The sequence below is a fragment of the Rickettsia amblyommatis genome, assembly GCF_002078335.1.
Classification (GTDB): domain Bacteria; phylum Pseudomonadota; class Alphaproteobacteria; order Rickettsiales; family Rickettsiaceae; genus Rickettsia; species Rickettsia rickettsii.
Window position 1 is genome coordinate 791428 of record NZ_CP015012.1, and the last position, 24629, is coordinate 816056.

The following is a 24629-nucleotide window of genomic DNA, read 5'->3' on the forward strand; positions in this document are numbered from 1 at the left end:
CCTTTTTTGTAATTCTAAACTGCTCTATCATATATCAAAAATTAAAAAAATACAATTATGGAAGTAGATCTATTACATTTTGAAAAAAAATATCATAACTGTATTGTAGCAGGTATAGATGAAGCAGGTAGAGGATCGCTCGCAGGTCCGGTAGTAGCAAGTGCCGTTATAATAGATAACGCCAATATTATAACGGGCATTAAAGATTCTAAAAAGCTTTCCAAAAAGAAAAGAGAATTACTATATGAACAAATCACTAGTAATTATGTTTGGGTAACTGCTATTATTTCTCATACCGAAATTGATGATATTAATATATTAGAGGCAACTAAAAAAGCTTGTTCTATTGCTGTGGCAAATCTTAGCCTTGAGCCAGAAATAGTGTTAGTTGACGGTAATATGCAGTTTAAGGATGAAAGATTTGTCAGTATAATTAACGGTGATAATTTATCATTATCGATTGCTGCGGCTTCTATTGTTGCAAAAGTTACTAGGGATCGTTTGATGCTAGACTTAAGTGCTGAATTTCCCCAATATTTATGGCACAAAAATTCCGGCTACGGTACCAAAGAACATATCGAAGCTATTAATATGCACGGCTTATCACCGTATCATCGTAGGAGTTTTAGATGTTGTTAATGGTATTGCCTGTGTGGACACTGAATCGTCATTGCGAGCAGCCATAGGCTGCGTGGCAATCTCATGAAATAATAACAAACTCCTGAGATTGCTGCGTCAAAATTTACAGTTTTTCCTTGCAATGACGATGACGATTTTGGTATCCACAACGCACACCATTAACTCAACTCGAGTGCTGCCTCTTCTAGAGTTTTTAGCTGATCACGAAGTTTTGCGGCTTGTTCAAATTCAAGATTACTTGCGGCTTTAAGCATTTCTTTCTTTAATTTATCAATATGGGTTTTTAGCTTAGCAGGATTATCAAATAAAGTATGAGCTTGTTTTTTATCAAGTTTACTATCGATTTTCTCAAATTCTGCTAAAGTGTGAATAGTACGGTTGATGGTTTTTGGAATTATGCCGTGTTTTTCATTATATTCCTGCTGAATTTGCCTTCTACGCAACGTTTCACTAACGGCTTTATCGATAGACATAGTCATTTTATCGGCATAAAGTATAACTCTACCCTCGCTATTTCTTGCAGCTCTTCCTATTGTTTGTATTAACGATACTTCCGACCGCAAAAACCCCTCTTTGTCTGCATCAAGTATAGCAACTAAGCCGCATTCAGGGAGGTCAAGCCCCTCCCTTAATAGATTAATACCGACTAAAATATCAATAGTACCTTGCCTTAAATCTCGTAAAATCTCTATACGCTCTAGAGTATGAACGTTAGAATGTAAATAAGAAGTTTTATATTTTAGCTCCTGCAAATAGGCGGTTAAATCTTCTGCCATTTTTTTAGTTAAGGTGGTGACTAGAACACGAAAACCTTTAGCGATAGTGGTTTGAATTTCGCTAATTAAATCCTCAACTTGGTTAGTAGCAGGTTTGATAATACATTCAGGATCAAGCAGCCCCGTAGGTCTGATAATCAATTCTACAACCGTGCCGCCGGTTTCTTCTAACTCGAACGGTCCTGGAGTTGCAGATACAAACACAGTTTGTGGTCTCAATTTTTCCCATTCTTCAAATTTTAAAGGTCTGTTATCAAGTGCAGAGGGTAGACGAAACCCATGCTCTACCAAAACTTCTTTCCTTGCTCGATCGCCGTTATACATCGCTCTAATTTGCGGTACGGATACATGGCTTTCATCAACAAATAATAATGCATCTTCTGGTAGGTATTCGAATAATGTAGGAGGCGGCTCACCGGCACTACGTCCTGTGAAAAAGCGAGAGTAGTTTTCAATGCCTTTACAGCTGCCAGTTTCCGTTAACATTTCAAGATCATATTGAGTACGTTGATTTAGCCTTTGAGTTTCAAGTGGTTTGTCTTGTGACTTTAAAAACTCTAAGCGTTTTTGTAATTCTTCTGCAATACCTGATATGGCATTATTGACCGTTTCTTGAGGCATCACAAAATGTGAATTACCAAAAACCATAGCTTTATCGAGCTTAGCAAGTTTTTCACCTGTTAGGGGATCAAATTCATGGATATATTCGAGTTCATTACCGAAAAACGATAAACGCCAAGCTTTATCGCTGTAATGTGAGGGGAAAATATCGATGTTGTCGCCTTTAACTCTAAAACAGCCACGCTCAAATCCGATATCGTTACGCTCATATTGTAGATTTATCAAATCTTTTAGTAGCTGATCACGAGGGTAGCTTTGACCAGGCTCTAGATTAACCATCATTTGGTAATATAAATCGGGAGAGCCAAGCCCGTAAATACAGGAAACGGAAGAAACTACTATAACGTCACGGCGTTCTAATAGCGATCTTGTAGCGGCATGACGCATTAAATCAATCTGTTCGTTAATTGATGAGTCTTTTTCTATAAAAGTATCGGTGCGTGCTATATAAGCTTCGGGCTGGTAATAATCATAATATGAGACAAAGTATTCAACGGCATTCTTTGGAAAAATTGATTTCATCTCTGAATAGATTTGGGCAGCTAAAGTTTTATTATGAGCCATAATAAGAGTAGGACGATTAGTTCTCGCTATAATATTTGCCATAGTAAAGGTTTTGCCTGATCCCGTAATACCAAGCAACATTTGTGAGCGTTTTTTGCTACTTAACCCTGCTATAATTTCATCTATTGCTTTTGGTTGATCACCTGCCGGTTTATATTCTGAGATAATAGAAAAATTATTCATGCATTTTTACTTGCTTTAAAAACTATAGTTTAAGATAATATATTAAAATCTCATAAAAAAATATAACATTATGAATAAAGCTATATTATACACAATTATTATTTATACTCTCGCTAGTTGTCCTTATTGTATAAAAGCTAAAGCATTGCTTGATGAGAAAAATATTGCTTATGAGGAAATTGAAGTAAGTAATTTTACTCAGGAAGAGAAAGAAAAATTTATTAAGAAATCTGGTGGAAAAAAGACCGTTCCACAGATATTTATAGATAATATGCATGTTGGCGGTTGTGATGCTCTGTTTGATCTTGAAAAAGAGGGAAGGCTAGATAAGCTGTTAGAAAATCAGCCAAAGAAGACTTCACCTGCTGCCAGAGCGTAATTAATAAAAACGTCATTGCGTGGAAATTACGAAGTAATTGACGAAGCAATCTCAGGAGTTTGTTATTATTTCATGAGATTGCCACGCTCCCTACGGTCGCTCGCAATGACGATTTAGTATCCACGCGAGCAGTGCCCGCTCGCAATGATGCTGAAAACTTCAAAATGTCCAAAAACAAAACTCGCAAAAATTCATTCTATCTACTTCTGCCGTATTTATGGTCGAAGGATTTTGATATACGCCTGCGTATTGTTACCTCTCTTATTTGTCTAGTCATAGCTAAAGTAATAAATACTTTCGTTCCTATTGTTTATAAATATATAATAGATGGGCTAAATAAAAACTTTGCTCTTTCGGTTATTATCGGGATTATTGTTGCATATGGTGGAACAAAAATACTTGTTCAAATTTTCAGTGAATTACGAAATATCTTTTTTTCAAAAGTAGGGCATCAAGCAACTCGCTTAGTTGCTCTAAATGTCTTTAAGTACATGCATAATTTAAGTATGCGTTTTCACATTACTAGGAAAACAGGGGGCTTAAGTAGGTCAATAGAGCGTGGTACTAAAGGTATTGAAGCGGTACTGCGGTATTCGTTATTTAATATTTTTCCGACAAGCGTAGAAATTATATTAGTAAGCGGGATGTTATGGTATGTTTACGGTATTTGGTTTGCCGTAACTATTTTAATAACAATGATAGTTTATGTTGGTTACACTTGCCTAATCAGTACTTGGCGTATTTCTTTTGTAAGGGAAATGAACCAAAGCGATAACACCGCCAATAATAGAGCAATCGATAGTTTACTGAATTTTGAGACCATTAAATATTTCGGTAATGAAGAATATGAGGCGATAAAGTTTAATGAGGCTTTACAAACTTATGAAAAATCAGCTACTAAAACTACTAACAGCCTATCGATTTTAAATATCGGGCAGGATGTTATAATATCCTTAGGGCTTGTTAGCCTTATGATACTTTCAGCAAATGCTATTAACCAAAATAAAATGACAGTCGGCGATTTAATAATGGTTAATACTTATCTATTTCAGCTATCAATTCCGCTTTCAATACTTGGCTTTGCGTATAGAGAAATTAAAAACGCTCTAGTTAGTATGGAAGATATGTTTAAGCTGCTTGATATACCGGCAGAAGTAGAGGATGCTTTGAATGCTAAGGAGCTAATTATCTTAAAAGGTGAGGTTAGTTTTGATAATGTTAGTTTTGCTTATAATCAGGAACATCCGATTTTACATAATATAAGTTTTATGATCAAGAGCGGTAAAACTTTAGCAGTAGTTGGTAGTAGTGGGGCAGGGAAATCGACGATATCACGCTTGCTTTTTAGGTTTTACGATATTAATAGCGGCAATATTACTATTGATGGTCAGGATATAAGAGAAGTCACACAACAATCGCTGCGTAAATCTATTGGAATTGTCCCGCAAGATACGGTACTGTTTAACGATACGATATATTACAACATCGCATACGGTAATAATGCAGCAAGCTACGATGAAGTTATAGCAGCCTCAAAAAATGCTCATATTCATGAGTTTATTAGCACGTTACCCGAAGGGTATGAGACGCAGGTAGGCGAGAGAGGCTTAAAGCTTTCGGGCGGTGAGAAACAGCGTATTGCAATTGCAAGAACCATCTTAAAAAATCCAGCAATATATGTTTTTGATGAGGCAACAAGTTCGCTTGATACTAAAACCGAAAAGCTAATTCAAGCAAGCCTTAAAGAGATCTCGGCTCATTATACTACTCTTATCATTGCCCATAGACTCTCAACTATTATCGATGCAGATGAGATTATCGTTTTAGATAACGGTTATATAGTTGAGCGGGGCAACCATAAAACCTTGCTACAGCACAAAGGCTATTATGCCGAACTTTGGTATAAACAGCAAGAAGAGGAACATTCTTAAAATTTATCATTATATCAACTACAAGCTTTATTAAGTGGTTTGGTAAAACCAGCTCGATGTCATTCCTGCGGAGGTTTTGTTGCGTGGATATTAAGTCGTCATTGCGAGCGAACGTTAGTGAGCGTGGCAATCTCAGGAATTCTTCTCAAGATTGCTGCGTCAAATTACTATGTAATTTTCCTCGCAATGACGAAAAAACTGATCCACGCAGGAATGACATGGATAGCTAATTGATATTTCAAAAAATTGGCTAAAATCTCTTGCAAGAATAGCGATGACGTTATTCCGGGGGTTCAAAGCCTCTATCCTAAGCGGTATTATCAGCCGTATAAATGGTATAATCCTCGACTTCATGGTCGGGGTGATGTAGCTATGTCCAGGGTTTAAAGTGTAAGCTTTAAATCTAAAAGCTATTATTAATTGTTCTGTGACGGTTCTTTGAACGTCCCAACCACCCGAAGTTAAAATCTTCGGTGGTTAAAACTTCAAAAATAATAAATTATTATCTAAAATATTACCGTTCTCTAAGAAAAATAAAGATTTAGAAAAACTAAGATCTAAGTTTAAACAAAGGTTAGAAGAACAGGTAACGGTAGATGAGATAACAAGAATAGAGCAGTGTTCATTATATTTAGAAAGTATAAAATAATTCTAATATATAATAAAGTTTGTTAACTCTTACGATTATGTTATTGCCTAGAAACGGTTGATGTCGTCATTGTACGCGACTAAAGGCCTTGTTGTATGGCTCGTTTATTTCCACGAAAGCGGGGGAATCCAGTAAAAAATGATAAAACAAAGAAAATATAAAAATTTAGTATATAATTTGCTTAAAAAACTAGCTTCCTGCTTTCGCAGGAATGACATCGGCATCCGCGCAACAATGCCCCGCAGCAATGACATCGGTAACTTAGAAACAATGCCACGATTATAAATACAAGCAATCCTTGAAAGAAATTTATTATGTCTCTATTATTAAATTTAATTCATTAAATTTAAGGCTAAGTAATCGTGACTGATAAATCTTCTTCTAATTTAGTACCGGTAAATATCGAAGATGAGATGAAAGTATCTTATCTTGATTATGCTATGAGCGTTATAGTAAGTAGAGCTATACCGGATGTTCGGGATGGCTTAAAGCCGGTGCATCGCCGAATTATCTATTCCATGCATGAAGCCGGTAATCATGCTAGTAAACCTTATAGAAAATCCGCTAGAATAGTCGGTGACGTGATGGGTAAATACCATCCGCACGGCGATAGTGCTATTTACGACTCGTTAGTACGTATGGCACAAGATTTTTCCTTGCGTTTACCGCTTGTAGATGGGCAGGGTAATTTCGGCTCGATGGACGGTGACGCGGCGGCAGCAATGCGATATACCGAATCTCGAATGGCCAAAGTTTCGCATAAGCTCGTAGAGGATATCGATAAAGAGACTATCAGCTTTAACCCTAATTACGATGGTTCTGAAGAAGAGCCTTCCGTACTTCCTGCAATGTTTCCCAATTTATTGGTGAACGGTAGCGGAGGTATTGCGGTCGGTATGGCAACTAATATCCCGCCTCATAATCTTGGTGAGATTATCGATGCGTGCTGTTTATATATAGATAATAACGATATAGAAATATTAGATTTACTTGAAGTCGTTAAAGGACCGGATTTTCCTACAGGTTCAATGATTTTAGGCATTAGCGGTATTAGATCGGCATATCTTACCGGTAGAGGTAGTATCATTATGCGAGGTCGAGCCGAGATTGAGAATATCGGTAATAGCCGTCAAGCAATTATTATTACCGAAATACCGTATATGGTAAATAAGGCAAGGCTCGTTGAGAAAATCGCTGAAATGGTTAAGGAAAAGCGTATAGAAGGTATAAGTGATTTACGTGATGAATCGAATAAAAACGGTTTAAGGATTTTTATTGAATTAAAGAAAGACGTAGTTGCTGAAGTAGTCTTAAATCAAATATACGCATGTACGCAGCTACAAACTAGCTTCGGTGTTATTATGCTTGCTCTTAAAGACGGGCTACCGAAAGTGATGAATTTGAAAGAAGTAATTGCAGCTTTCGTTAGTTTTAGGGAAGTAGTAATTACTAACCGTACTATATATTTACTCAATAAAGCAAGAGATAGAGCTCATATTTTACTAGGACTAACTATTGCCGTTAGTAATATCGATGAAATAATACGTATTATTAAAGCTTCAAATGACCCGAATGCAGCTAAACAAGAATTAATGGCTCGTCAGTGGGAAGCATTAAATATCCTACCTCTTGTAAAGTTGGTAGATGATAAAGCAATGTTAAACGAGCAGGGTAAATGTAACTTTACCGAAGTGCAAGCTAAGGCAATCTTAGAAATGAGATTGCAACGCCTGACCGCTATGGAACAAAACAAGCTTGAAGAGGATTTAAAGAACCTCGCTACGGAAATCACCGAATATCTTAATATACTCGGCTCTCGTACAAGGTTACTTGAAATTTTAAAGGAAGAACTCATTAAAGTTAAAGAAGAATTTGCGACTCCTCGTCTTACTTCAATTGAATTCGGCGAATTTGATCAAGATATAGAAGATTTAATTCAGCGTGAAGAAATGGTTGTAACCGTAACGCTTGGCGGGTATATCAAGCGTGTACCTCTAAGTAGCTATCGTGCGCAAAAACGTGGCGGTAAGGGAAGATCAGGGCTTTCAATGCGTGATGAAGATATTACCACGCAAGTTTTTGTCGGTAGTACTCATACCCCTATGTTGTTCTTCTCAAATATCGGTCAGGTTTATAGTTTAAAACTGTATAAACTGCCTTTAAGTAATCCGCAGGGCAAGGGTAGACCGATGGTTAATATATTACCGTTGAAAGCAAATGAACATATTGCGAATATTATGCCGTTACCTGAAAATCAGGATGAGAGGGATAATTTAAACATTATGTTCGCAACTGCTAAGGGTAATATCAGAAGAAGTGATTTATTAGATTTCAAAAAGCTTCAGTCGAACGGTAAAATTGCTATTAGGCTTGATGAGGACGATAAATTAATAGACGTAAAACTGTGTAAAGAAGACGAGCATATTTTACTTGCTACCAAAGCCGGTAAGGCTTTAAGATTCCCTGTTGAATCGCTGCGTGTTATTAAGAGCCGTACTTCCGATGGGGTACGAGGTATGAAGCTTGCCAAAGAGGATTCCGTAATTTCTATGACTGTGCTTAAAGGTATTAGTAGTACAAAAGAGGCTAGAGATGCTTATTTATCCGTGCCGTGGGAGCAGAGATTAGAGATTGCTAAAGGTGAGGCGTTTAATCCTGAAGAACTTGGCGTAAGCTTAACTGCCCCGGCTATTTTGGAAATGGCAAATTCCGAAGAATTCATTTTAACCGTCACTGAGAACGGTTTTGGTAAGAGAAGCTCAGCTTATGGCTATAGAATTACTGACCGTGGCGGCAGCGGTATAATCAATATGGATATTAACGACAAAACTGGTTTAGTCGTCGGTGTTATGCCGGTTAAAATGGATGATGAGTTAATGCTGATTACCAATAGCGGTAAGTTAATTCGCTGTAAACTTGAGTCAGTACGTATTACGGGACGTAACACTAGCGGCGTAATCCTATTTAAGCTAGATGATGGTGAAAAAGTGGTGTCTGTCTCTTTAATTGCTGAAACTTCTGAAAGTGAAGAAGATAGTGAGTTAGAGGAAGAGGGATGAGAGCAATCTGAAGAGGTGTAAGGGCTAAGGCGTTGTTATTCTCGCATAGCTCTTAAAAAGCTCTCGATGTCATTCTTGCGAAAGCATTTTGCGTAGATACCTAAGTCGTCATTGCGAGGAGGTATTGTTGCGTGGACCGGTAAAACCCACTGCGTCGCCCCGTGGTCAAGACACGGGATGACAGAGGTGAAATTGATTCACGCAACAATGCCTTGCGAGCAGCCATAGGCTGCGTGGCAATCTCATGAAATAATAAAACTCCTGAGATTGCGGACGTACAAATTACTTTGTAATTTTCCTCGCAATGACGTTAATTTATTAATTGATCTGCTTTTAGTTAACAATATACACCCCCCCAAAGAACTTCTAGAAAAGTATTGCAACACTAATTTTTCTCTCTATAATAACTGTATATTGAATTTATGAATATGCAAATATTAACTTTCCAGTCTTTTTCTACTACTACAACCGGTCTAAGCCGGTAACAATATCTCTATATCTTTCTTTTAATTATATCCATCTATTTAAATTAACTAATTATTATTATTAGGTAAGTTTTATGTTGCGTAAAATGCCACTTATTTTAATGGCTATTATCATAGCTATCATATTGTTAAACCCACTAATGAGTTGAGAAGTACAAAGGTTATTGTATTCAATAAGTCTATCTATTAAATCTATAATTGGATTATTTCTGCCTTTAATTATTTTTGGCTTACTTTTTAAATCTGTTGTAATGCTAGCCAAAGATGCAATACGTATAGTTTTCTTAATATTATTTAATATGTGGGTCTAATTTTGTTCTACCTTCATAAGTCATTATGTAGGATATATACATACATATATCAATTCGATTTATCCAATGATCTCTCCTATAGAAAATGATAGCTTAAAGCCTTTATGGTTGCTTAATTTTCCTAATATTATTTCTAATAATAAAATCGTATTTAGTAGTATTATCTTAGGCTTTATTTCCTCAAAATTGTGTGCTGAAGTTGCAATTGGATTGGCTTGCAAGTTAGAAGCATTTGTTGCAAAAATATTGCGATTGTTTATCTATATAATTCCCTTATTTATAATGGGCTTTATCGTAAAACTACAGTTTGATGAAGTATTAGATATAATTGTTAAAGATTATATGTTCATTTTTGTGACGATCGCATTTGCTCAGTTTGGTTATATCTTTCTTGCTTATTTTAAGTAATTGTCGAGTTAAGGAATTCATAGAGCCTAGCCTCAGTAATATGATGCCAGAGTCCATAAGTGGATTTAGTGCAATGTCTAGTGTTATAAGTATGCCACTTAGTATAATAGGGGCGGAAAATAATACAAATAATAAAGCACTCGCTCGTATCGTTGTACCAATAACAGTAAATATTCATCTTGTTGGCGATTGTTTTGCCATACCGATTTTGACTTATGCTATACTCAAAAGTTATGGATTAGCTGAACCTACTTTATTTTATTTTTACTTTTTATTTTGTATTGGCAAAGTTTTCAGTAGCAGCTATACCAGGTGGCGGAATTATTGTAATGCTTCCTATACTTGAACAATATCTAGGTTTTAATACTAATATGATGTCTCTGATTACAGCTCTTTATATCTTATTTGATCCTGTGATCACTTGTGCTCATGTTTTAGGAAATGGTGCTTTTGTTAAACTGATAGATAATATATATAGTGTAACTCAGAAAGCTTAATTTAAGCAAATTTGCATGGAGCAAGTCATGTTTCACCGTGAGCATTAATAAATATTTTAGCAATAGGACGAGGTTTCTCAAAAATACTCTAGGTTCTTGCGTGCAGAAAATTAAATTATTTGTATTTTTAGATATTTTTGAGCAAAAATTAATAAGAACGCAAGAGCCTAATATCTCTTTTTTCTTTTAAAGTAATTGTTGAATTATCTATATTTGATTAATTAGATATTGGTGTTCCTTGAATTATTATTTTTTACGAAGAATTAGTGGATTTCTTAACCAAATCTCAAATATTAATTAGATAATTGATTTAAAAGAAAAAAAGCATATAATCTTTGTGTGGAAAGTGATATATTGGTAATAAATTATGATGTGGTTATTAATTGCGATTGGTTTAACCGTTGTGGTTCTTATTATAGGGGTAGTGTCGATGGCTATCGGAGAAAGGTTTGATAAGAAATTTAGTTCAAAGTTAATGACTTTAAGAGTTTTTTTTCAGACAGTTGCTATATTTTTATTGATTATAATGTATTTTTATAAAGTTAATTTATAAATGTCTGAAAATAACTCAAAAGCTACTTAATCGATTTCTCTAATTTCTTCACGTAATTCTTCCCATTTGTCTAAAATTTCTTCTAATGTAACTTCTTCGACTTTTTTCTCTCCATTTTCAAAGTCCTTTAAATCTCTGATCAGTTTCTCTAGCTTTAATAATGAAATTTTTTTTTCATTATACTGATCGCTAAAATGTTCTTCGAGTTGTTCGGCAATTTCTTCAATATCACCCCAATGCATTATTATTCCTCCTTAATTTTATGCAATCCTTATTTATTAACATGTTATCTGATATTTGCTATTATTTTTTACTAAATATTATATTAATTCGACAAATTATTGCAAATAGGTGAGTTTATTATGCAACTATTACCGGAATTAGGCAGGTTTGCTTTCTTTACATTTTGGTGATTTTATGGTATATTAAAATAAAATATTAAGATTTAATTATGTCAATATTACCGATAGTAACGGCACCTGATGAAAGATTAAAGCAGAAATCTCAGTCGGTTTTAGAGTTTACCGATCAAACACGAAAATTTATGGATGATATGCTTAAAACTATGTACCATGAAGACGGTGCAGGACTTGCAGCAGTACAAGTAGGGGTATTGAAACGTATTTTAGTAATTGATATAAAAGATCATGATTCGGTAGCAAGACCAAAAGATTTTTATCCGCTTTTTATAGTGAATCCTGAAATAATAGAAAAATCAGAAGAGCTAGCTACGGCTAACGAAGGTTGTATCTCATTACCAGAGCAACGTATTGAGGTGGCAAGACCGGAATCTATAAAGATTAGGTATTTAGATTATCATGGTAAATCGCAAGAGCTTAAAGCAAATAATTGGCTTGCAAGAGTTATCCAGCATGAGTATGATCATTTAGAAGGTAAGCTTATGATTGATTATTTAAGTAATTTAAAACGAGATGTAGTACTTCGTAAGCTTAAGAAACTCAAAAATAATATAGTGTGAAAGTAATCTTTATGGGAACGCCTGAATTCGCTGTTCCCGCTCTTAAAAAACTTATAACTCATCACGAAGTTAAAGCTGTTTTTACACAGCAACCTAAAGCTAAGGGCAGAGGACTTAACTTAGCTAAATCTCCAATACATCAATTAGCATTTGAGCATCAAATGTCTGTTTATACTCCTTCTACTCTTCGTAATGATGAAATAATAAATCTAATTAATAAAGTTAATGCTGATATTATAGTTGTTATTGCATATGGTTTTATTGTGCCGAAAGCTATATTAGAAGCTAAGAAATACGGCTGTCTTAATATCCATCCATCCGATTTGCCTCGTCACAGAGGAGCGGCTCCTCTGCAGCGTACTATTATAGAGGGTGACCGGAAAAGTAGTGTATGTATTATGCGTATGGATACAGGGCTTGATACAGGTGATATATTGATGAAAGAAGATTTTGATTTAGAAGCAAGAACAACATTGGAAGAACTGCATAACAAATGTGCAAATCTCGGAGCGGAGTTATTAATTAAAACACTTGCAAATATCGATAATATAGTACCAATAAAACAGTCAAGTGATGGCGTTACGTATGCTCGTAAATTAACTAAAGAAGAAGGAAAAATTAATTGGCATGAATCCGCATATAAAATAGATTGTAAAATAAGGGGCATGAATCCTTGGCCCGGAGCATATTTTAGTTATAATGATAAAATAATTAAAATCCTTGAAGCAGAATATTTAAATGCGGATCATCACTTTACTGCCGGTACCGTTATTAGCGATAAGCTGGAAATAGCTTGTGGAAGCGGTATATTACGAGTGAAAAAACTTCAGCAAGAGAGTAAAAAAGCTTTGAATATAGAAGAATTTTTACGTGGTACAAATATTTTAAAAGATACAGTATTAAAATAAGAGTATTATTATGGGTAAAGATAAAAAAGAATTTAGGTTTAATGATAATTGAGACGTTAAGGAGTTTACCTCAAAGCTTGAAAAGAATAGTGATATTTATTCTGTAAAAAGGAAAGTAATTAATATAGTAGATGATGAAGTAGAGGATCAAACTAAGCTATTTATGGAAACTCAATTTCTTGTGAAAAAACTCCACATGGTAAAACATCTCAATATGAAATTAGCGGCTTTATTAACAAAGCCGGCGAACATATAAACGATCCAAAGCAAATAAAAGAAATTTCAAAATTATACACTTATGCTGCATTTGCTGATTTACAGAAAAATATTTTAGGTAAATTTGATAAGAACGGTAATTTAAGTATAACTAAAGATTTTGCAATTGATGAAAATCTAGTCTTTAGAAAAGACGGTAAATTATTGTTTGTTAAAACTCAAAGCGGTTTGATAAACAGAGAAGGAGAAATGACAGCAGTAAATCATGTTTTACAAAAAGGCAGATTTTTGTTTGAAGATTTAGGCGGTAAGGTAGATACAAAATTAGGGACCGCAAATCTAAACAAAAAGTCGACAAAGCCTACTTTAAAAAGAGGTTAAAATAACTTTAAGTCCTCTCATAAGAAATAAAATTAAAATTATTTGAAATTAGTGTTTGACAAGCTTTAAAAATATAGATATAAAATCATCACACAAAGTTTGAAACGTAAAACTTTGTAGCTGTTTAAAAAGTTGATAAAGCTAAAACTAAATACACCGCGATAATAAAAATTTATATCGTGAGTAGATGCTGAAAATAATTGTGAAATTAATTCTGTATGCATCGTGTAATCTCAAGTTAAAAGCGTAAGTAAATATAATAAGAGCATTTGGTGGATGCCTTGGCACTAGAAGGCGATGAAGGACGTAATACGCTGCGATAAGCTTCGGGGAGTTGCGAATAAACTTTGATCCGAAGATTTCCGAATAGGGAAACCCACCTAATTTATTAGGTATTGTATAGTGAATACATAGCTATATGAGGCAAACCCAGCGAACTGAAATATCTAAGTAGCTGGAGGAAAGGACATCAACCGAGACTCCGTTAGTAGTGACGAGCGAACGCGGACCAGGCCAGTGGCTTCAAAAAAATAACTAAAACAACATGGAAAGGTTGACCATAGAGGGTGATAGTCCCGTATAGGTAAAAAGTTTGAAGTCCTTGAGTAAGGCGGGACACGTGAAATCCTGTTTGAACATAGGGGGACCACCCTCTAAGCCTAAGTACTCTCTAGTGACCGATAGTGAACAAGTACCGTGAGGGAAAGGTGAAAAGTACCCCGACAAGGGGAGTGAAATAGTATCTGAAACCAAATGCTTACAAGCAGTCGGAGCAAGCGTATTTATATGTCTTGTGACGGCGTACCTTTTGTATAATGGGTCAGCGACTTAGTTTATCTAGCAAGCTTAAGCCGTTAGGTGTAGGCGTAGCGAAAGCGAGTCTGAATAGGGCGTTTAGTTAGATGAATTAGACCCGAAACCGGGTGATCTAGCCATGGCCAGGTTGAAAGCGGAGTAAAATCCACTGAAGGACCGAACCCACTACTGTTGAAAAAGTAGGGGATGAGCTGTGGTTAGGGGTGAAAGGCCAATCAAACTCGGATATAGCTGGTTCTCCGCGAAATCTATTTAGGTAGAGCGTTATAGCGATTACCATCGAAGGTAGAGCACTGAATGAGCTAGGGGGTCCCACAGATTTACCAAACTCAATCAAACTCCGAATGTCGATGAGTACAGCATAGCAGACAGACTATGGGTGCTAAGGTCCATAGTCGAGAGGGAAAAAGCCCAGACCGCCATCTAAGGTCCCTAAATCATGACTAAGTGTTAAAGGATGTGAGAAGACCAAAACAACTAGGATGTTGGCTTAGAAGCAGCCATCATTTAAAGAAAGCGTAATAGCTCACTAGTCTAAATAAGTTTTCTTGCGCCAACAATGTAACGGGGCTCAAGTCATGTACCGAAGATGCGGGTTTATGTATTTGGCATAAATGGTAGCGGAGCGTTCCGTAAGCCTGCGAAGGTGAACCGTAAGGTTTGCTGGAGGTATCGGAAGTGAGAATGCTGACATAAGTAGCGATAAAGAATGTGAGAAACATTCTCGCCGAAAGTCCAAGGGTTCTTGCGTAAAGTTAATCTGCGCAAGGTTAGTCGGCCCCTAAGATGAGGCTGAAAGGCGTAATCGATGGGAATCAGGTTAATATTCCTGAACCTGAAGGATGTGACGAAAATAGTAAATTGTACAGTCTTATTGGATTGATTGTGCGGTGAATATTTTCCAGGAAATAACACCTTCATGATAGACCGTACCCGAAACCGACACAGGTGGACAGGTAGAGTATACCAAGGCGCTTGAGAGAACGATGCTGAAGGAACTAGGCAAATTGCATCTGTAACTTCGGAAGAAAGATGACCTGTATATGGGCAACCATGTGCAGGTGGCACAAGCTAGGGGGTAGCGACTGTTTATTAAAAACACAGGGCTCTGCAAAGTCAATAGACGATGTATAGGGCCTGACGCCTGCCCAGTGCTGGAAGATTAAAAGGAGGGGTGCAAGCTCTGAATTGAAGTCCCAGTGAACGGCGGCCGTAACTATGACGGTCCTAAGGTAGCGAAATTCCTTGTCGGGTAAGTTCCGACCCGCACGAATGGCGTAACGATTTCCCCACTGTCTCCAGTATCGACTCAGCGAAATTGAATTCTCCGTGAAGATGCGGAGTTCCCGCGGTCAGACGGAAAGACCCCGTGAACCTTTACTATAGCTTTGCACTGGTGTTAGGAATCAGATGTGCAGGATAGGTGGGAGACTGTGAAGCGAAGGCGTCAGCCTTTGTGGAGTCACCCTTGAGATACCACCCTTTTGGTTCTTGACATCTAACCGAGATCCTTGAATCAGGGTCCGAGACAATGCATGGTGGGTAGTTTGACTGGGGCGGTCGCCTCCCAAAGAGTAACGGAGGCGCGCGATGGTTAGCTCAGGTTGGTCGGAAATCAACTTTTAGAGTGCAATGGCATAAGCTAGCCTGACTGCGAGTCTGACAAGACGAGCAGAGACGAAAGTCGGTCATAGTGATCCGGTGGTCCCGAGTGGAAGGGCCATCGCTCAACGAATAAAAGGTACTCCGGGGATAACAGGCTGATGATTTCCAAGCGTCCATAGCGACGAAATCGTTTGGCACCTCGATGTCGGCTCATCACATCCTGGGGTTGGAGAAGGTCCCAAGGGTTCGGCTGTTCGCCGATTAAAGTGGTACGTGAGCTGGGTTTAGAACGTCGTGAGACAGTTCGGTCCCTATCTGCCGTGGGTGTAGGAAGTTTGAGAGGATCTGCCTTTAGTACGAGAGGACCGAGGTGGACGTACCCCTGGTGGACCAGTTGTCGTGCCAACGGCACAGCTGGGTAGCTAAGTACGGAAGGGATAACCGCTGAATGCATCTAAGCAGGAAACCCACCTCAAAACTAGACTTCCCCATTAGAGCCGTGGAAGACCACCACGTTGATAGGTCGGGTGTGGAAGCACAGTAATGTGTGTAGCTAACCGATACTAATAGCTCGATTGATTTACTTTGCTGTGAGATTACATATGCATATAGTGTTAATGCTATAAGAGTGTAGTATCAACTCACAAAGTTATCAGGTTAAATAGCTTTATCAACTAATAAAAATGTTATTGCATAACTCATGTTATACTGTAACCCCGCCACGATATCCAGCGAAAATTATTTTGCTGAGTATCGTAGTAAAAGTTAAGATATGATATTAAGAACTTTTGTGAGTTGTGCAACAACATTAACAGCAAACTATAATACAAATCTATCTTTTTAAAAGTTTGTATTGCTAGCTTGGTGGTTATAGCATGAGTGAAACACACGATCCCATCCCGAACTCGAACGTGAAACCTTATAGCGCTAATGGTACTATGTCATAAGGCATGGGAGAGTAAGTCGCTGCCAAGCTTGCAATGCAAGTTTTTAATTATCTTTCTTTCTCTTTAGGAGATATTTTATATTCATAATTTTCACCTTTCTCTATATTAGTAATGCTTACGCATTAAAGAATAAACATCAATTAACATTCATTTCAACCTCTTAAGGAAGTTAATTCTTAAAATCATTATTTAATAAATAAGATGCGCTATTCATTTCATTTAGTCTTGAAATAGTGCGTTTAAATTCTGTGGCTCGTGCTGAACCTTGATATATTTTATTTGGGTTATCTTCTAGGCTTATAAATAAGAGTATTTTATAGAAATAGGCATTATCGATAAAGTTGATAAATCTAACGGCTGTATTTGTATCGTTAGCATCGATAGTATGAACGTTCCCCACTATAATAACGTTGAAATTTTGGCAAATATTAACATAATCGCTATAGCTTAAGTCTCTTGTAAATAATTCATTATAATCTGTTACTAATATTTTTTTATGCACTTTTTGAAAGGATATTTCTCTACCTAGAACCTGTATATTTTGAGGAGCAAGATTATTATCACTAATATCCGTGATAATTTTTTCAAGTTTGTTTTGGTTTTCTAAAGTTAAAGGATAAATTATCCTTGCCTCTTTAACTCCTAACGCTTTATCAAATCGATAATCATGGTGATTATCTAGATATTTAACATAAAATGTATTATTGATTATCTTTATAAAAGGTAAGAAAGATTCTCGTTGTAATCCGTCTTTGTACAGAGTATTGGGACTCGTGTTAGAAGTTATAAAAATAAAAATATTTTGCTTTATTAATTCATTAAATAATCTACCGATTATCATTGCATCAGTAATATCTTTAATTTCAAACTCATCTATACATAACACTTTAGTTTGTTTAGCATAGTTTTTAGCAATTTTAGGGATGATATCTTTCTGATTTGCTGTTTGTAATTTATGCATAGATTTATGAATTTCCTGCATAAAGTTCTGATAATGTATTATTATTTTAGGTGTGGTTAATTCTTCAAAAAAAGAATTCATGAGCATAGTTTTACCGCTGCCCACCGGACCGTATAAATAAATTCCGCTTTTTAAGTTGTTTTGATTAAAGAATTTGAATAAACTTTTAGGCTTATTAAGTGTTGCTGCCAGCTGTTTTAATTCTTCTCGTAAAGCAGTTTGTTTTGAATCTAGTATTAATGAAGTAGAGGATTTAATCATCCAAAATATTTTTTTATTTAGTCTGTTATAGGTTTTTTCTAAGATGTCGTTCCTAGCTAAAAGCAGGAAGGCTGTGTTGCGTGGATCAATTTCACCTCCGTCATCCCGTGGCTTGACCACGGGATCCAGTGAAAAATACTAACCTTTAGCATTTTTTTGTTATTTTTGCTAGATTGCCACGCTCCTTTTAGTCGTTCGCAATGATGGTTGTGATTATCATTTCCTACATAAAAGCGTTGCATCGCCGTAGCTAAAAAAACGCATTGCTTCTTTTATAGCATATTTATATAATTCATGCATCTCTTTAAATCCGGCAAAAGCACATATAAGCATAAATAAAGTAGATTTAGGAAAATGGAAATTAGTAAGTAGCATATCGGCTGTTTGAAATTTAAAACCTGGGGTTATGAAAATATCGGTTTCAAAGCTACCTGCTTTTACGATGCCGTTATTGCAAGAACTCTCAAGTGTTCTAAGTGTTGTAGTGCCGACTGCGATAATACGTTTCCCTTCTTGCTTTGCTTTATTGATGATTTCAGCAGTGTCAGGAGTAATAGAGCAATATTCGGTATGCATTTTATGTTCATGAATATTTTCGGTTTTTACAGGTAAAAAAGTTCCAGCTCCCACATGTAATGTTAAAAATGTAGCTTGTATGCCTTTTGCCTTAAGCTTATCAAGTATATCCTTTGTAAAATGCAAGCCTGCCGTCGGTGCTGCAACTGAACCTTCTATTTGGCTATAGACAGTTTGATAGCGGTCGTTGTCGTTTTGAGTGTTTGTCATACCGTAGTTTGACCACGGTATCCAGTCATTATTTAAATATTTTGTGGATCCCGTGGTCGTAGTCACGGGATGACATAATGAGTGTGACCGCCTAATATAAACCGGTAGCGGCATCTCACCGTATTTATTTAAGAACTCGAATATAGAAATATTATTAAACTCAAATTTTACTTTAATCTCACCCATTGCAAGTTTTTCGGTAATAATTACCTTATGATTATCAAAATAAAATTCATCATTTACATGAAGCTTTCGAGCTGGTTTAGCAAAAGCCGACCAACTATCATCTGATAATTTTTGATTCAAATTTATTGTAATATTTTTCCCCAAATTTAACTTTGCTTTTATTACCTTACTATTATTAAAGACTAATAAGTCCCCTTCTTTTAAGTAATCTATTATATTGTAGAATTTGGTTTTAATAGGCGGCGTAACAGCAATTAGTAAATCTGAGTTATCACGTTCACTATATGGATATTGTGCGATCAGTTCGCTTGGTAAATCAAAGTCAAAATCAGACAGTTTCATTGTTTAAATATTAGTGGCTAAAAAAGTGATTATAACAGCATATGACAATATTTAATATAATATTTTAGTTTATTGATTGCTTACTAATAAATAAACTATTTGTTGATAAAATGATTTTTTTCTGTACGATACAAAATACTATCAATTGAATCATTAAGGGAAATACTATGATAACCGATGATATAATTAGAAATAAATTTCATGAGATATTAAGCAGTAAAGATATATATATATATATATAAAATAAAAAGATATGAATTTTTTAGAGAAAGTTTTATCAAAGAATTCAAAGCTTTGATTGAAGATCCAAATACAAATATTTTTAGTGTGTACAATATGGCATACTGCACTGTAGATAAAATAGCAAGATCTCCTGACACTGCTATAGTTAAAGCAATTTATCAAGGTGATTATGATTTAGTTGATAGTATGTTAACTGCTTTAAATATTGATCCAAATACAGAAGTATATACATTGGAAGGTGAGGCTAAATCTTTTTTATATTTTGCGTGTCATAATAATCAGAAAGGGATAGTAAGGCTTCTACTTGCAAAAGGTGCAAATATAATCCTTGACCACAACAGCGGTATGATCGTTTTTCACACTGCCCTAACAGCTCAACATTTTGATATGGCAGCATTTCTAATTGAAAATGGTGCGGATCCTAATTACGTAACAGGTGACAAGACAATATGACTTATTTAGAAATATGTACGTTCCTATACCTAAATCTAGCCATGGTAACTAAATTGCTCGCTTATGGTGCTAATATGGAATTTATCCGTTGTGAAAAAACCGCATTTAAAAGTTTAGTAGACCTAACTAGAGATCTTAATGATAGGAAGCAGAGTACAGATATGGTAAAAGTATTTTTACAATATGGTGCTAATCCGGATATACTCGATCCTGACGGTCAAATGGTCCGTGACAAGGAAGCAATTTATGAACCTCTGAAAGCTCTTTTAACGCTTGAATCCGCATTTCGTAAAATGATTACAAGAAAATTAAGGCTATTGACAAGAAAGATTTAGCTGCATTTGTTCAATGGAAAACAGCAATATTACCGGTTGCAAAAGATGTTTCTAAGGATGAGTATATTAAAAGCCTATTAGAACTATATAAATTTTCAAATCAAATGAGTTTGGATTCGGATGATTCTATAAAACAACCATTAATAGAATGAGGAGAAAAGATAGCTAAATTGATACCGCCTTTAGAGTTTTTATGCATTTTAAAAATTGAAGACATTATTGATAGTAACGCTACAGATAAGATAGAATTACTTGAGAGTGCAATAAAAGCGATGACAGAGTACCTACTACTTCAAGTTGAAGCAACAGGAGAAACAGTGGCTCATAATGATTTAGTTTAAAGGTTGAGGCTGGTATTATGTCATTCCTGCGAAAGCAGGAATGACATAATACCTAGGTAATACCTCCTCACACTATTAACCCTTTAACTTGAGAGTTCCATAATTTTTGATATAGCTTACTATTTTTTAGTAATTCTGCATGGCTACCGTCATCGATTATACTTCCCTTTTCAAAAACTAAAATTCTATCCATATTGAGTAAAGTAGATAATCTGTGGGCAATGACTATCACGGTTTTATTTTGCATTAAATAATCCATTGACTCTTGAATCAGGCTTTCCGTCTCGCTATCTAAGCTACTTGTTGCTTCATCGAGAATTAAAATAGGAGCATTTTTTAAGATGGCTCTTGCTATGATAATTTTTTGACGCTGACCGCCTGATAAGTTATTCCCCCGTTCACCGCACATAGTATCGTAACCGTCTGGTAGATTATCGATAACATCATGAATATGTGCAGCTTTTGCTGCTTCTATAACCTCCTCAAGAGTAGCTTCTTTTTTCCCGTATCTGATATTGTCCAAAATGGTACGATGAAAAAGCACCGGTTCTTGAGGTATAAGGCTAATGGCTTTTCTTAAAGAATCTTGAGTTACGTTTTTAATATTTTGATTATCTATTAAAATTATTCCTTCTTCTATATCATGTAACCTAGTGAGTAAACTAATAAAAGTGGTTTTCCCTGAACCTGAAAATCCAACTAGTCCTACTTTTTGTTTACTCGGTATTAATACCGATTTATTATAAAATAGATTGTTATTATGATGATAATTAAATGTAACATTTCTAAATTCAATAACACCTTCTTTGATATCTAATGGAGTAGCGTTTTCAATATCAGTTATAATATGCGGTGCCATTAAAGATAAGCCTTGATTAAATGCCCCGACCTGTTCGAACATATCACCGATTTCTTGCGTTAAATCCCAAATATCGTCTGCTACATTTATACATAATGTTAGCACTAATACGCAATCACCTATGCTTATAGATAATTCGCTACGGAGTTTAGATAAATAATAAATCATTATAAAAATCATTATTGAACAAGAAGTCCCAAGAGCATAACGCAATTTGAACATAAAGAATTGCATAGTCTGCTCATCGGCTACGGCATTTTCTACTCTTGTTTCTAGATGTTGACGTTCAAATTTATGGGCTGTAAACATTCTAACCGCATTAATGTTGCTAATTGCATCTACGATACTACCAGCAACAAAAGATTGGCTTCTAGCATAATTTAATGAGTATTTATTGATTTTATCCGAGAAAAGAACACTAAGTCCTAAAAAAACCGTAATCCATAAAATAAATATCGTAGCAAAAACGTAATGTACCGAATATAAAGCAATTAATGCAAATACAATAATAGCGAGTTTACGAAGAATTTTTTCACCGAATATTGAAATAATCATCTCAAACGATCTTGCAGTTTCGGTAATACGATTGCTAATATGTCCTGTTAGATTATCCTGAAAGAATTTATGGCTATGATATTGGGTATAATTATAAAGTTCATTTAGTATTTTCCCTTTTATTACGGGTATAGTCTTGAGATACAAATAATCATATGAACGATATGCTATATTAATACTCTCCCACCAAAGAGCATAAAATACTGCCCAGTAAATCATGGAAGATAAAAGATTATTAGCGTTCTCATCGCTGAAAGATTCTATTAAATTAATGATTTTCTGAAGTAATATACTGTCAATAGCTGGAATCATACCGAGTAAAATACAAATTACAGTCAATAAAGTCATTTTAACTTTATCGAATTTTAAAAAATAAATACCTAAGCTAAATGTTGATTTAGATAAAGTAGGGTATTTTATCACGATAATGTACCTCGATTTTAAAATAATATATTAATTCGTGTTATTTTGGAGCATATTTTAATTTAATTATTTTGCAAAAATATACCTAAAGATATTAAATCTGTGGAAAATAATAAACAAGCCTTGCTTCTTACCTTAAATAATGCTACAAAACTCAGAAAATAACTTCAACATAATTAGAAATGCAAGAAAAAGAATTATCTAATAATTGTTTAGAAGAACAAGAAAAGTCTAGGGAAGACGATTCTCCGTTCTTTGATGTAAAATATATTTGTCAAGCAAGTTTATTAATTACGGATTCTATACGAAAAGGGTATGATATAACGCAATTGCCCAATGGTGATATTAATGTTACAGAAGTAAGAATAGTAAATGTTCATTATAATTGGAACTCCGAAAAAGGAAAATTTGTTAAAACTAGTCAGATAGAATTTAATAATAGCAAAGGTGGATGATTAAATCAAATACTGTATACTCGTTTAATTTGAAAAATTGGCTACGTCGTCCTATAAGTACTGTGGTACTCACGTATTAAGTATACGTTATTACACTGGGAGTATATTGTTATTGTCACAAATCTTATTATCTTAAAACAGCAGCTTAAATATGGAATTTGATCAAGTATTATTATCAAGGATTCAATTTGCTTTTACCATAAGTTTTCATATAATATTCCCTGCTTTTACTATAGGGCTTGCAAGCTTTTTAGCGGTAATTGAAGGGTTATGGTTAAAAACAAAAAAGTCGGTTTATCAAGAAATATACAAATTTTGGGTGAAGATTTTTGCCGTTACTTTCGGTATGGGAGTAGTTTCGGGCGTTGTAATGTCTTATCAATTCGGTACTAACTGGTCGAATTTTTCAGATAAGGTTGGAAATGTCCTCGGTCCGCTTCTCGGTTTTGAAGTATTTACTGCCTTTTTCCTCGAATCTTCTTTTTTAGGCATAATGTTATTCGGCTTTAATAAAGTCAGTAAAAAAGTACATTTTATTTCTACGTTAATAGTTGCCGTTGGTACTGTAATCTCAGCTTTTTGGATACTTGCAGCTAGTAGCTGGATGCATACGCCTGCTGGTTTTGAACTGCGATGCGAAGGATTCTTTTATCCTTTAAATTGGCTAGAAATTATCTTTAACCCTTCTTTCCCATATCGCTTTTTCCATATGATTATGGCGGCTTATTTAACTACTTCTTTTGTTATCGGTGGTGTAGCTAGCTTTTATTTACTAAATAATCGTTGTAAAGAGCATGCTAAAATTATGCTTTTTATGGCGGTGTTAATGGCGTTAATCGTTGCACCTATTCAAATAGTTATTGGTGATCTGCATGGTTTAAATACTCTTAAATATCAGCCGGTCAAGGTCTCGGCTATGGAAGGTATTTGGAATACAGAAAAAGGAGCAGCTTTTAATCTTATCGGCTTTCCTGACGGGGAAGAAGAAAAAACAAAATATGCTGTAGAAATACCTTATGCTAGTAGTTTAATCTTAACGCATAGCTTAGACGGTGAAGTGAAAGGATTAAAAGAATGGACAAAAGAAGAGCGTCCGCCGGTTGCAGTAGTATTTTTTAGCTTTCGTATTATGGTAGGAATCGGTTGCTTAATGGTATTTACAGGTATTGTGGGGTTATATCTTTACTTGAAGAAAAGATTATATACTACGCATTGGTTTCAATATTGGTATATATTAATGTCGCCTTCAGGTTTTATTGCAGTACTTGCCGGTTGGTTCGTAACCGAGGTAGGTAGACAACCTTATATAGTATATAATATTTTAAAAACCGTGGATACGGTATCACCGGTACTCGGCAAATATGTATTTATTTCTCTAATTGCTTTTATAGTAGTGTATGTGATCATTTTCGGAGCGGGTATATATTATATAATGCATTTGATAAAGAAAGGTATAGAAGCGATAGATAATCAAGAAATGTACGGAGAGAGTGGTTTGAATAACCCATTATTAGAAAAGTAA

The 24629-nt window shown here is 35.3% G+C and carries 19 protein-coding genes, 2 rRNA genes and 3 pseudogenes; 19 read left to right on the plus strand and 5 right to left on the minus strand.

Going from position 1 to position 24629, the window contains the following annotated elements:
* Positions 1-57 precede the first annotated feature (57 nt).
* Positions 58-639 (plus strand): ribonuclease HII, encoded by a 582-nt coding sequence (locus tag A3305_RS04455; RefSeq protein ID WP_014391921.1) that lies wholly within the window; start codon positions 58-60, stop codon positions 637-639.
* A 158-nt stretch (positions 640-797) separates the two neighbouring features.
* Here the strand turns inward: A3305_RS04455 and uvrB are convergent, their stop codons facing one another.
* Positions 798-2783: an excinuclease ABC subunit UvrB gene (gene uvrB / locus A3305_RS04465; RefSeq protein WP_014391922.1), complete on the minus strand. Its 1986-nt coding sequence runs from the start codon at positions 2781-2783 to the stop codon at positions 798-800.
* A gap of 70 nt (positions 2784-2853) precedes the next feature.
* Between uvrB and grxC the strand changes: the two genes are divergently transcribed.
* From grxC to A3305_RS04515, 7 genes and pseudogenes are all read left to right on the plus strand, one after another.
* Complete coding sequence (gene grxC / locus A3305_RS04470; RefSeq protein ID WP_014391923.1) at positions 2854-3162, plus strand: glutaredoxin 3; 309 nt, start codon at positions 2854-2856, stop codon at positions 3160-3162.
* 164 nt (positions 3163-3326) lie between these two features.
* Positions 3327-5093: an ABCB family ABC transporter ATP-binding protein/permease gene (locus A3305_RS04480; protein WP_041860490.1), complete on the plus strand. Its 1767-nt coding sequence runs from the start codon at positions 3327-3329 to the stop codon at positions 5091-5093.
* A gap of 1011 nt (positions 5094-6104) precedes the next feature.
* Positions 6105-8801, plus strand: a complete 2697-nt coding sequence (gene gyrA / locus A3305_RS04485; RefSeq protein ID WP_014391926.1) for a DNA topoisomerase (ATP-hydrolyzing) subunit A — start codon at positions 6105-6107, stop codon at positions 8799-8801.
* An 862-nt stretch (positions 8802-9663) separates the two neighbouring features.
* Positions 9664-10005 (plus strand): transporter, encoded by a 342-nt coding sequence (locus A3305_RS04495; RefSeq protein WP_226984003.1) that lies wholly within the window; start codon positions 9664-9666, stop codon positions 10003-10005.
* Positions 9989-10502 (plus strand): annotated as a pseudogene (locus A3305_RS10450) (cation:dicarboxylate symporter family transporter). Before A3305_RS04495 ends, A3305_RS10450 begins: the two are co-directional and overlap by 17 nt.
* Positions 10503-10602: 100 nt before the next feature.
* Positions 10603-10723 (plus strand): annotated as a pseudogene (locus tag A3305_RS04510) (peptide deformylase).
* A 146-nt stretch (positions 10724-10869) separates the two neighbouring features.
* Positions 10870-11055 carry an HIG1 domain-containing protein gene (locus tag A3305_RS04515; RefSeq protein WP_014391927.1) on the plus strand — a complete coding sequence of 62 codons (186 nt, stop codon included), beginning with the start codon at positions 10870-10872 and terminating at the stop codon, positions 11053-11055.
* A 26-nt stretch (positions 11056-11081) separates the two neighbouring features.
* Here the strand turns inward: A3305_RS04515 and iscX are convergent, their stop codons facing one another.
* On the minus strand, positions 11082-11297 hold the full coding sequence (gene iscX, locus A3305_RS04520) for a Fe-S cluster assembly protein IscX (protein WP_014391928.1): 216 nt from the start codon (positions 11295-11297) through the stop codon (positions 11082-11084).
* Between the two features lie 209 nt (positions 11298-11506).
* Between iscX and def the strand changes: the two genes are divergently transcribed.
* The 5 genes from def to rrf all read left to right on the plus strand — a co-directional run bounded on the left by def (position 11507) and on the right by rrf (position 16935).
* Positions 11507-12034, plus strand: coding sequence for a peptide deformylase (gene def / locus A3305_RS04525; RefSeq protein WP_014391929.1), 528 nt, complete (start codon positions 11507-11509; stop codon positions 12032-12034).
* Entirely contained in the window at positions 12031-12942 is a 912-nt protein-coding gene (gene fmt, locus A3305_RS04530) for a methionyl-tRNA formyltransferase (protein ID WP_014391930.1), read from the plus strand. The genes def and fmt overlap by 4 nt, the downstream gene beginning before the upstream one ends.
* Before the next feature lie 174 nt (positions 12943-13116).
* The gene (locus A3305_RS04540; RefSeq protein ID WP_041860492.1) at positions 13117-13539 is read left to right on the plus strand and encodes a hypothetical protein; all 423 of its coding nucleotides are present in this window, start codon (positions 13117-13119) and stop codon (positions 13537-13539) included.
* Between the two features lie 248 nt (positions 13540-13787).
* Positions 13788-16548: ribosomal RNA gene (locus tag A3305_RS04545) — 23S ribosomal RNA — on the plus strand.
* Between the two features lie 272 nt (positions 16549-16820).
* A 5S ribosomal RNA gene (gene rrf / locus A3305_RS04550) occupies positions 16821-16935 on the plus strand.
* Positions 16936-17076: 141 nt separating this feature from the next.
* On the opposite strand, the gene zapE is transcribed toward rrf, so the two are convergent.
* Positions 17077-18129 carry a cell division protein ZapE gene (gene zapE / locus A3305_RS04555; protein WP_014391932.1) on the minus strand — a complete coding sequence of 351 codons (1053 nt, stop codon included), beginning with the start codon at positions 18127-18129 and terminating at the stop codon, positions 17077-17079.
* 216 nt (positions 18130-18345) lie between these two features.
* On the minus strand, positions 18346-19443 hold the full coding sequence (gene queA, locus A3305_RS04560) for a tRNA preQ1(34) S-adenosylmethionine ribosyltransferase-isomerase QueA (protein WP_014391933.1): 1098 nt from the start codon (positions 19441-19443) through the stop codon (positions 18346-18348).
* 167 nt (positions 19444-19610) lie between these two features.
* On the opposite strand from queA, the pseudogene A3305_RS11820 reads away from it, so the two are divergent.
* The 4 genes and pseudogenes from A3305_RS11820 to A3305_RS10465 form a co-directional block, all read left to right on the plus strand.
* Positions 19611-20055 (plus strand): annotated as a pseudogene (locus A3305_RS11820) (ankyrin repeat domain-containing protein); the annotation flags it as partial.
* Positions 20032-20139, plus strand: coding sequence for an ankyrin repeat domain-containing protein (locus A3305_RS11825; protein WP_331370613.1), 108 nt, complete (start codon positions 20032-20034; stop codon positions 20137-20139). The pseudogene A3305_RS11820 and the gene A3305_RS11825, both read left to right, overlap by 24 nt.
* Positions 20136-20474: a hypothetical protein gene (locus A3305_RS10460; protein WP_226984006.1), complete on the plus strand. Its 339-nt coding sequence runs from the start codon at positions 20136-20138 to the stop codon at positions 20472-20474. The genes A3305_RS11825 and A3305_RS10460 overlap by 4 nt, the downstream gene beginning before the upstream one ends.
* Positions 20475-20644: 170 nt before the next feature.
* The gene (locus tag A3305_RS10465) at positions 20645-20815 is read left to right on the plus strand and encodes a hypothetical protein (RefSeq protein ID WP_014391934.1); all 171 of its coding nucleotides are present in this window, start codon (positions 20645-20647) and stop codon (positions 20813-20815) included.
* Between the two features lie 67 nt (positions 20816-20882).
* Here A3305_RS10465 and A3305_RS04575 read toward each other — a convergent pair whose 3' ends face one another.
* A complete protein-coding gene (locus A3305_RS04575; RefSeq protein WP_014391935.1) occupies positions 20883-22652 on the minus strand; it encodes an ABC transporter ATP-binding protein in 1770 nt (589 codons plus the stop codon).
* Between the two features lie 182 nt (positions 22653-22834).
* Here A3305_RS04575 and A3305_RS04580 point away from each other — a divergent pair, with 182 nt between their 5' ends.
* Together A3305_RS04580 and A3305_RS04585 are read left to right on the plus strand one after the other, a co-directional pair.
* On the plus strand, positions 22835-23107 hold the full coding sequence (locus A3305_RS04580) for a DUF2671 domain-containing protein (protein WP_014391936.1): 273 nt from the start codon (positions 22835-22837) through the stop codon (positions 23105-23107).
* 151 nt (positions 23108-23258) lie between these two features.
* On the plus strand, positions 23259-24629 hold the full coding sequence (locus tag A3305_RS04585; protein WP_014391937.1) for a cytochrome ubiquinol oxidase subunit I: 1371 nt from the start codon (positions 23259-23261) through the stop codon (positions 24627-24629).

Bases quoted from the DNA above. Each gene is read 5' to 3' on its own strand.
- iscX (WP_014391928.1), bottom strand. From the start codon at position 11,297: ATGCATTGGGGTGATATTGAAGAAATTGCCGAACAACTCGAAGAACAT.
- uvrB (WP_014391922.1), bottom strand. From the start codon at position 2,783: ATGAATAATTTTTCTATTATCTCAGAATATAAACCGGCAGGTGATCAA.
- zapE (WP_014391932.1), bottom strand. From the start codon at position 18,129: ATGATTAAATCCTCTACTTCATTAATACTAGATTCAAAACAAACTGCT.
- queA (WP_014391933.1), bottom strand. From the start codon at position 19,443: ATGAAACTGTCTGATTTTGACTTTGATTTACCAAGCGAACTGATCGCA.
- A3305_RS04455 (WP_014391921.1), top strand. From the start codon at position 58: ATGGAAGTAGATCTATTACATTTTGAAAAAAAATATCATAACTGTATT.
- A3305_RS04515 (WP_014391927.1), top strand. From the start codon at position 10,870: ATGATGTGGTTATTAATTGCGATTGGTTTAACCGTTGTGGTTCTTATT.
- A3305_RS04495 (WP_226984003.1), top strand. From the start codon at position 9,664: ATGATCTCTCCTATAGAAAATGATAGCTTAAAGCCTTTATGGTTGCTT.
- A3305_RS10460 (WP_226984006.1), top strand. From the start codon at position 20,136: ATGACTTATTTAGAAATATGTACGTTCCTATACCTAAATCTAGCCATG.
- A3305_RS11825 (WP_331370613.1), top strand. From the start codon at position 20,032: ATGATCGTTTTTCACACTGCCCTAACAGCTCAACATTTTGATATGGCA.
- def (WP_014391929.1), top strand. From the start codon at position 11,507: ATGTCAATATTACCGATAGTAACGGCACCTGATGAAAGATTAAAGCAG.
- A3305_RS04580 (WP_014391936.1), top strand. From the start codon at position 22,835: ATGCAAGAAAAAGAATTATCTAATAATTGTTTAGAAGAACAAGAAAAG.
- grxC (WP_014391923.1), top strand. From the start codon at position 2,854: ATGAATAAAGCTATATTATACACAATTATTATTTATACTCTCGCTAGT.
- A3305_RS04480 (WP_041860490.1), top strand. From the start codon at position 3,327: ATGTCCAAAAACAAAACTCGCAAAAATTCATTCTATCTACTTCTGCCG.
- A3305_RS04585 (WP_014391937.1), top strand. From the start codon at position 23,259: ATGGAATTTGATCAAGTATTATTATCAAGGATTCAATTTGCTTTTACC.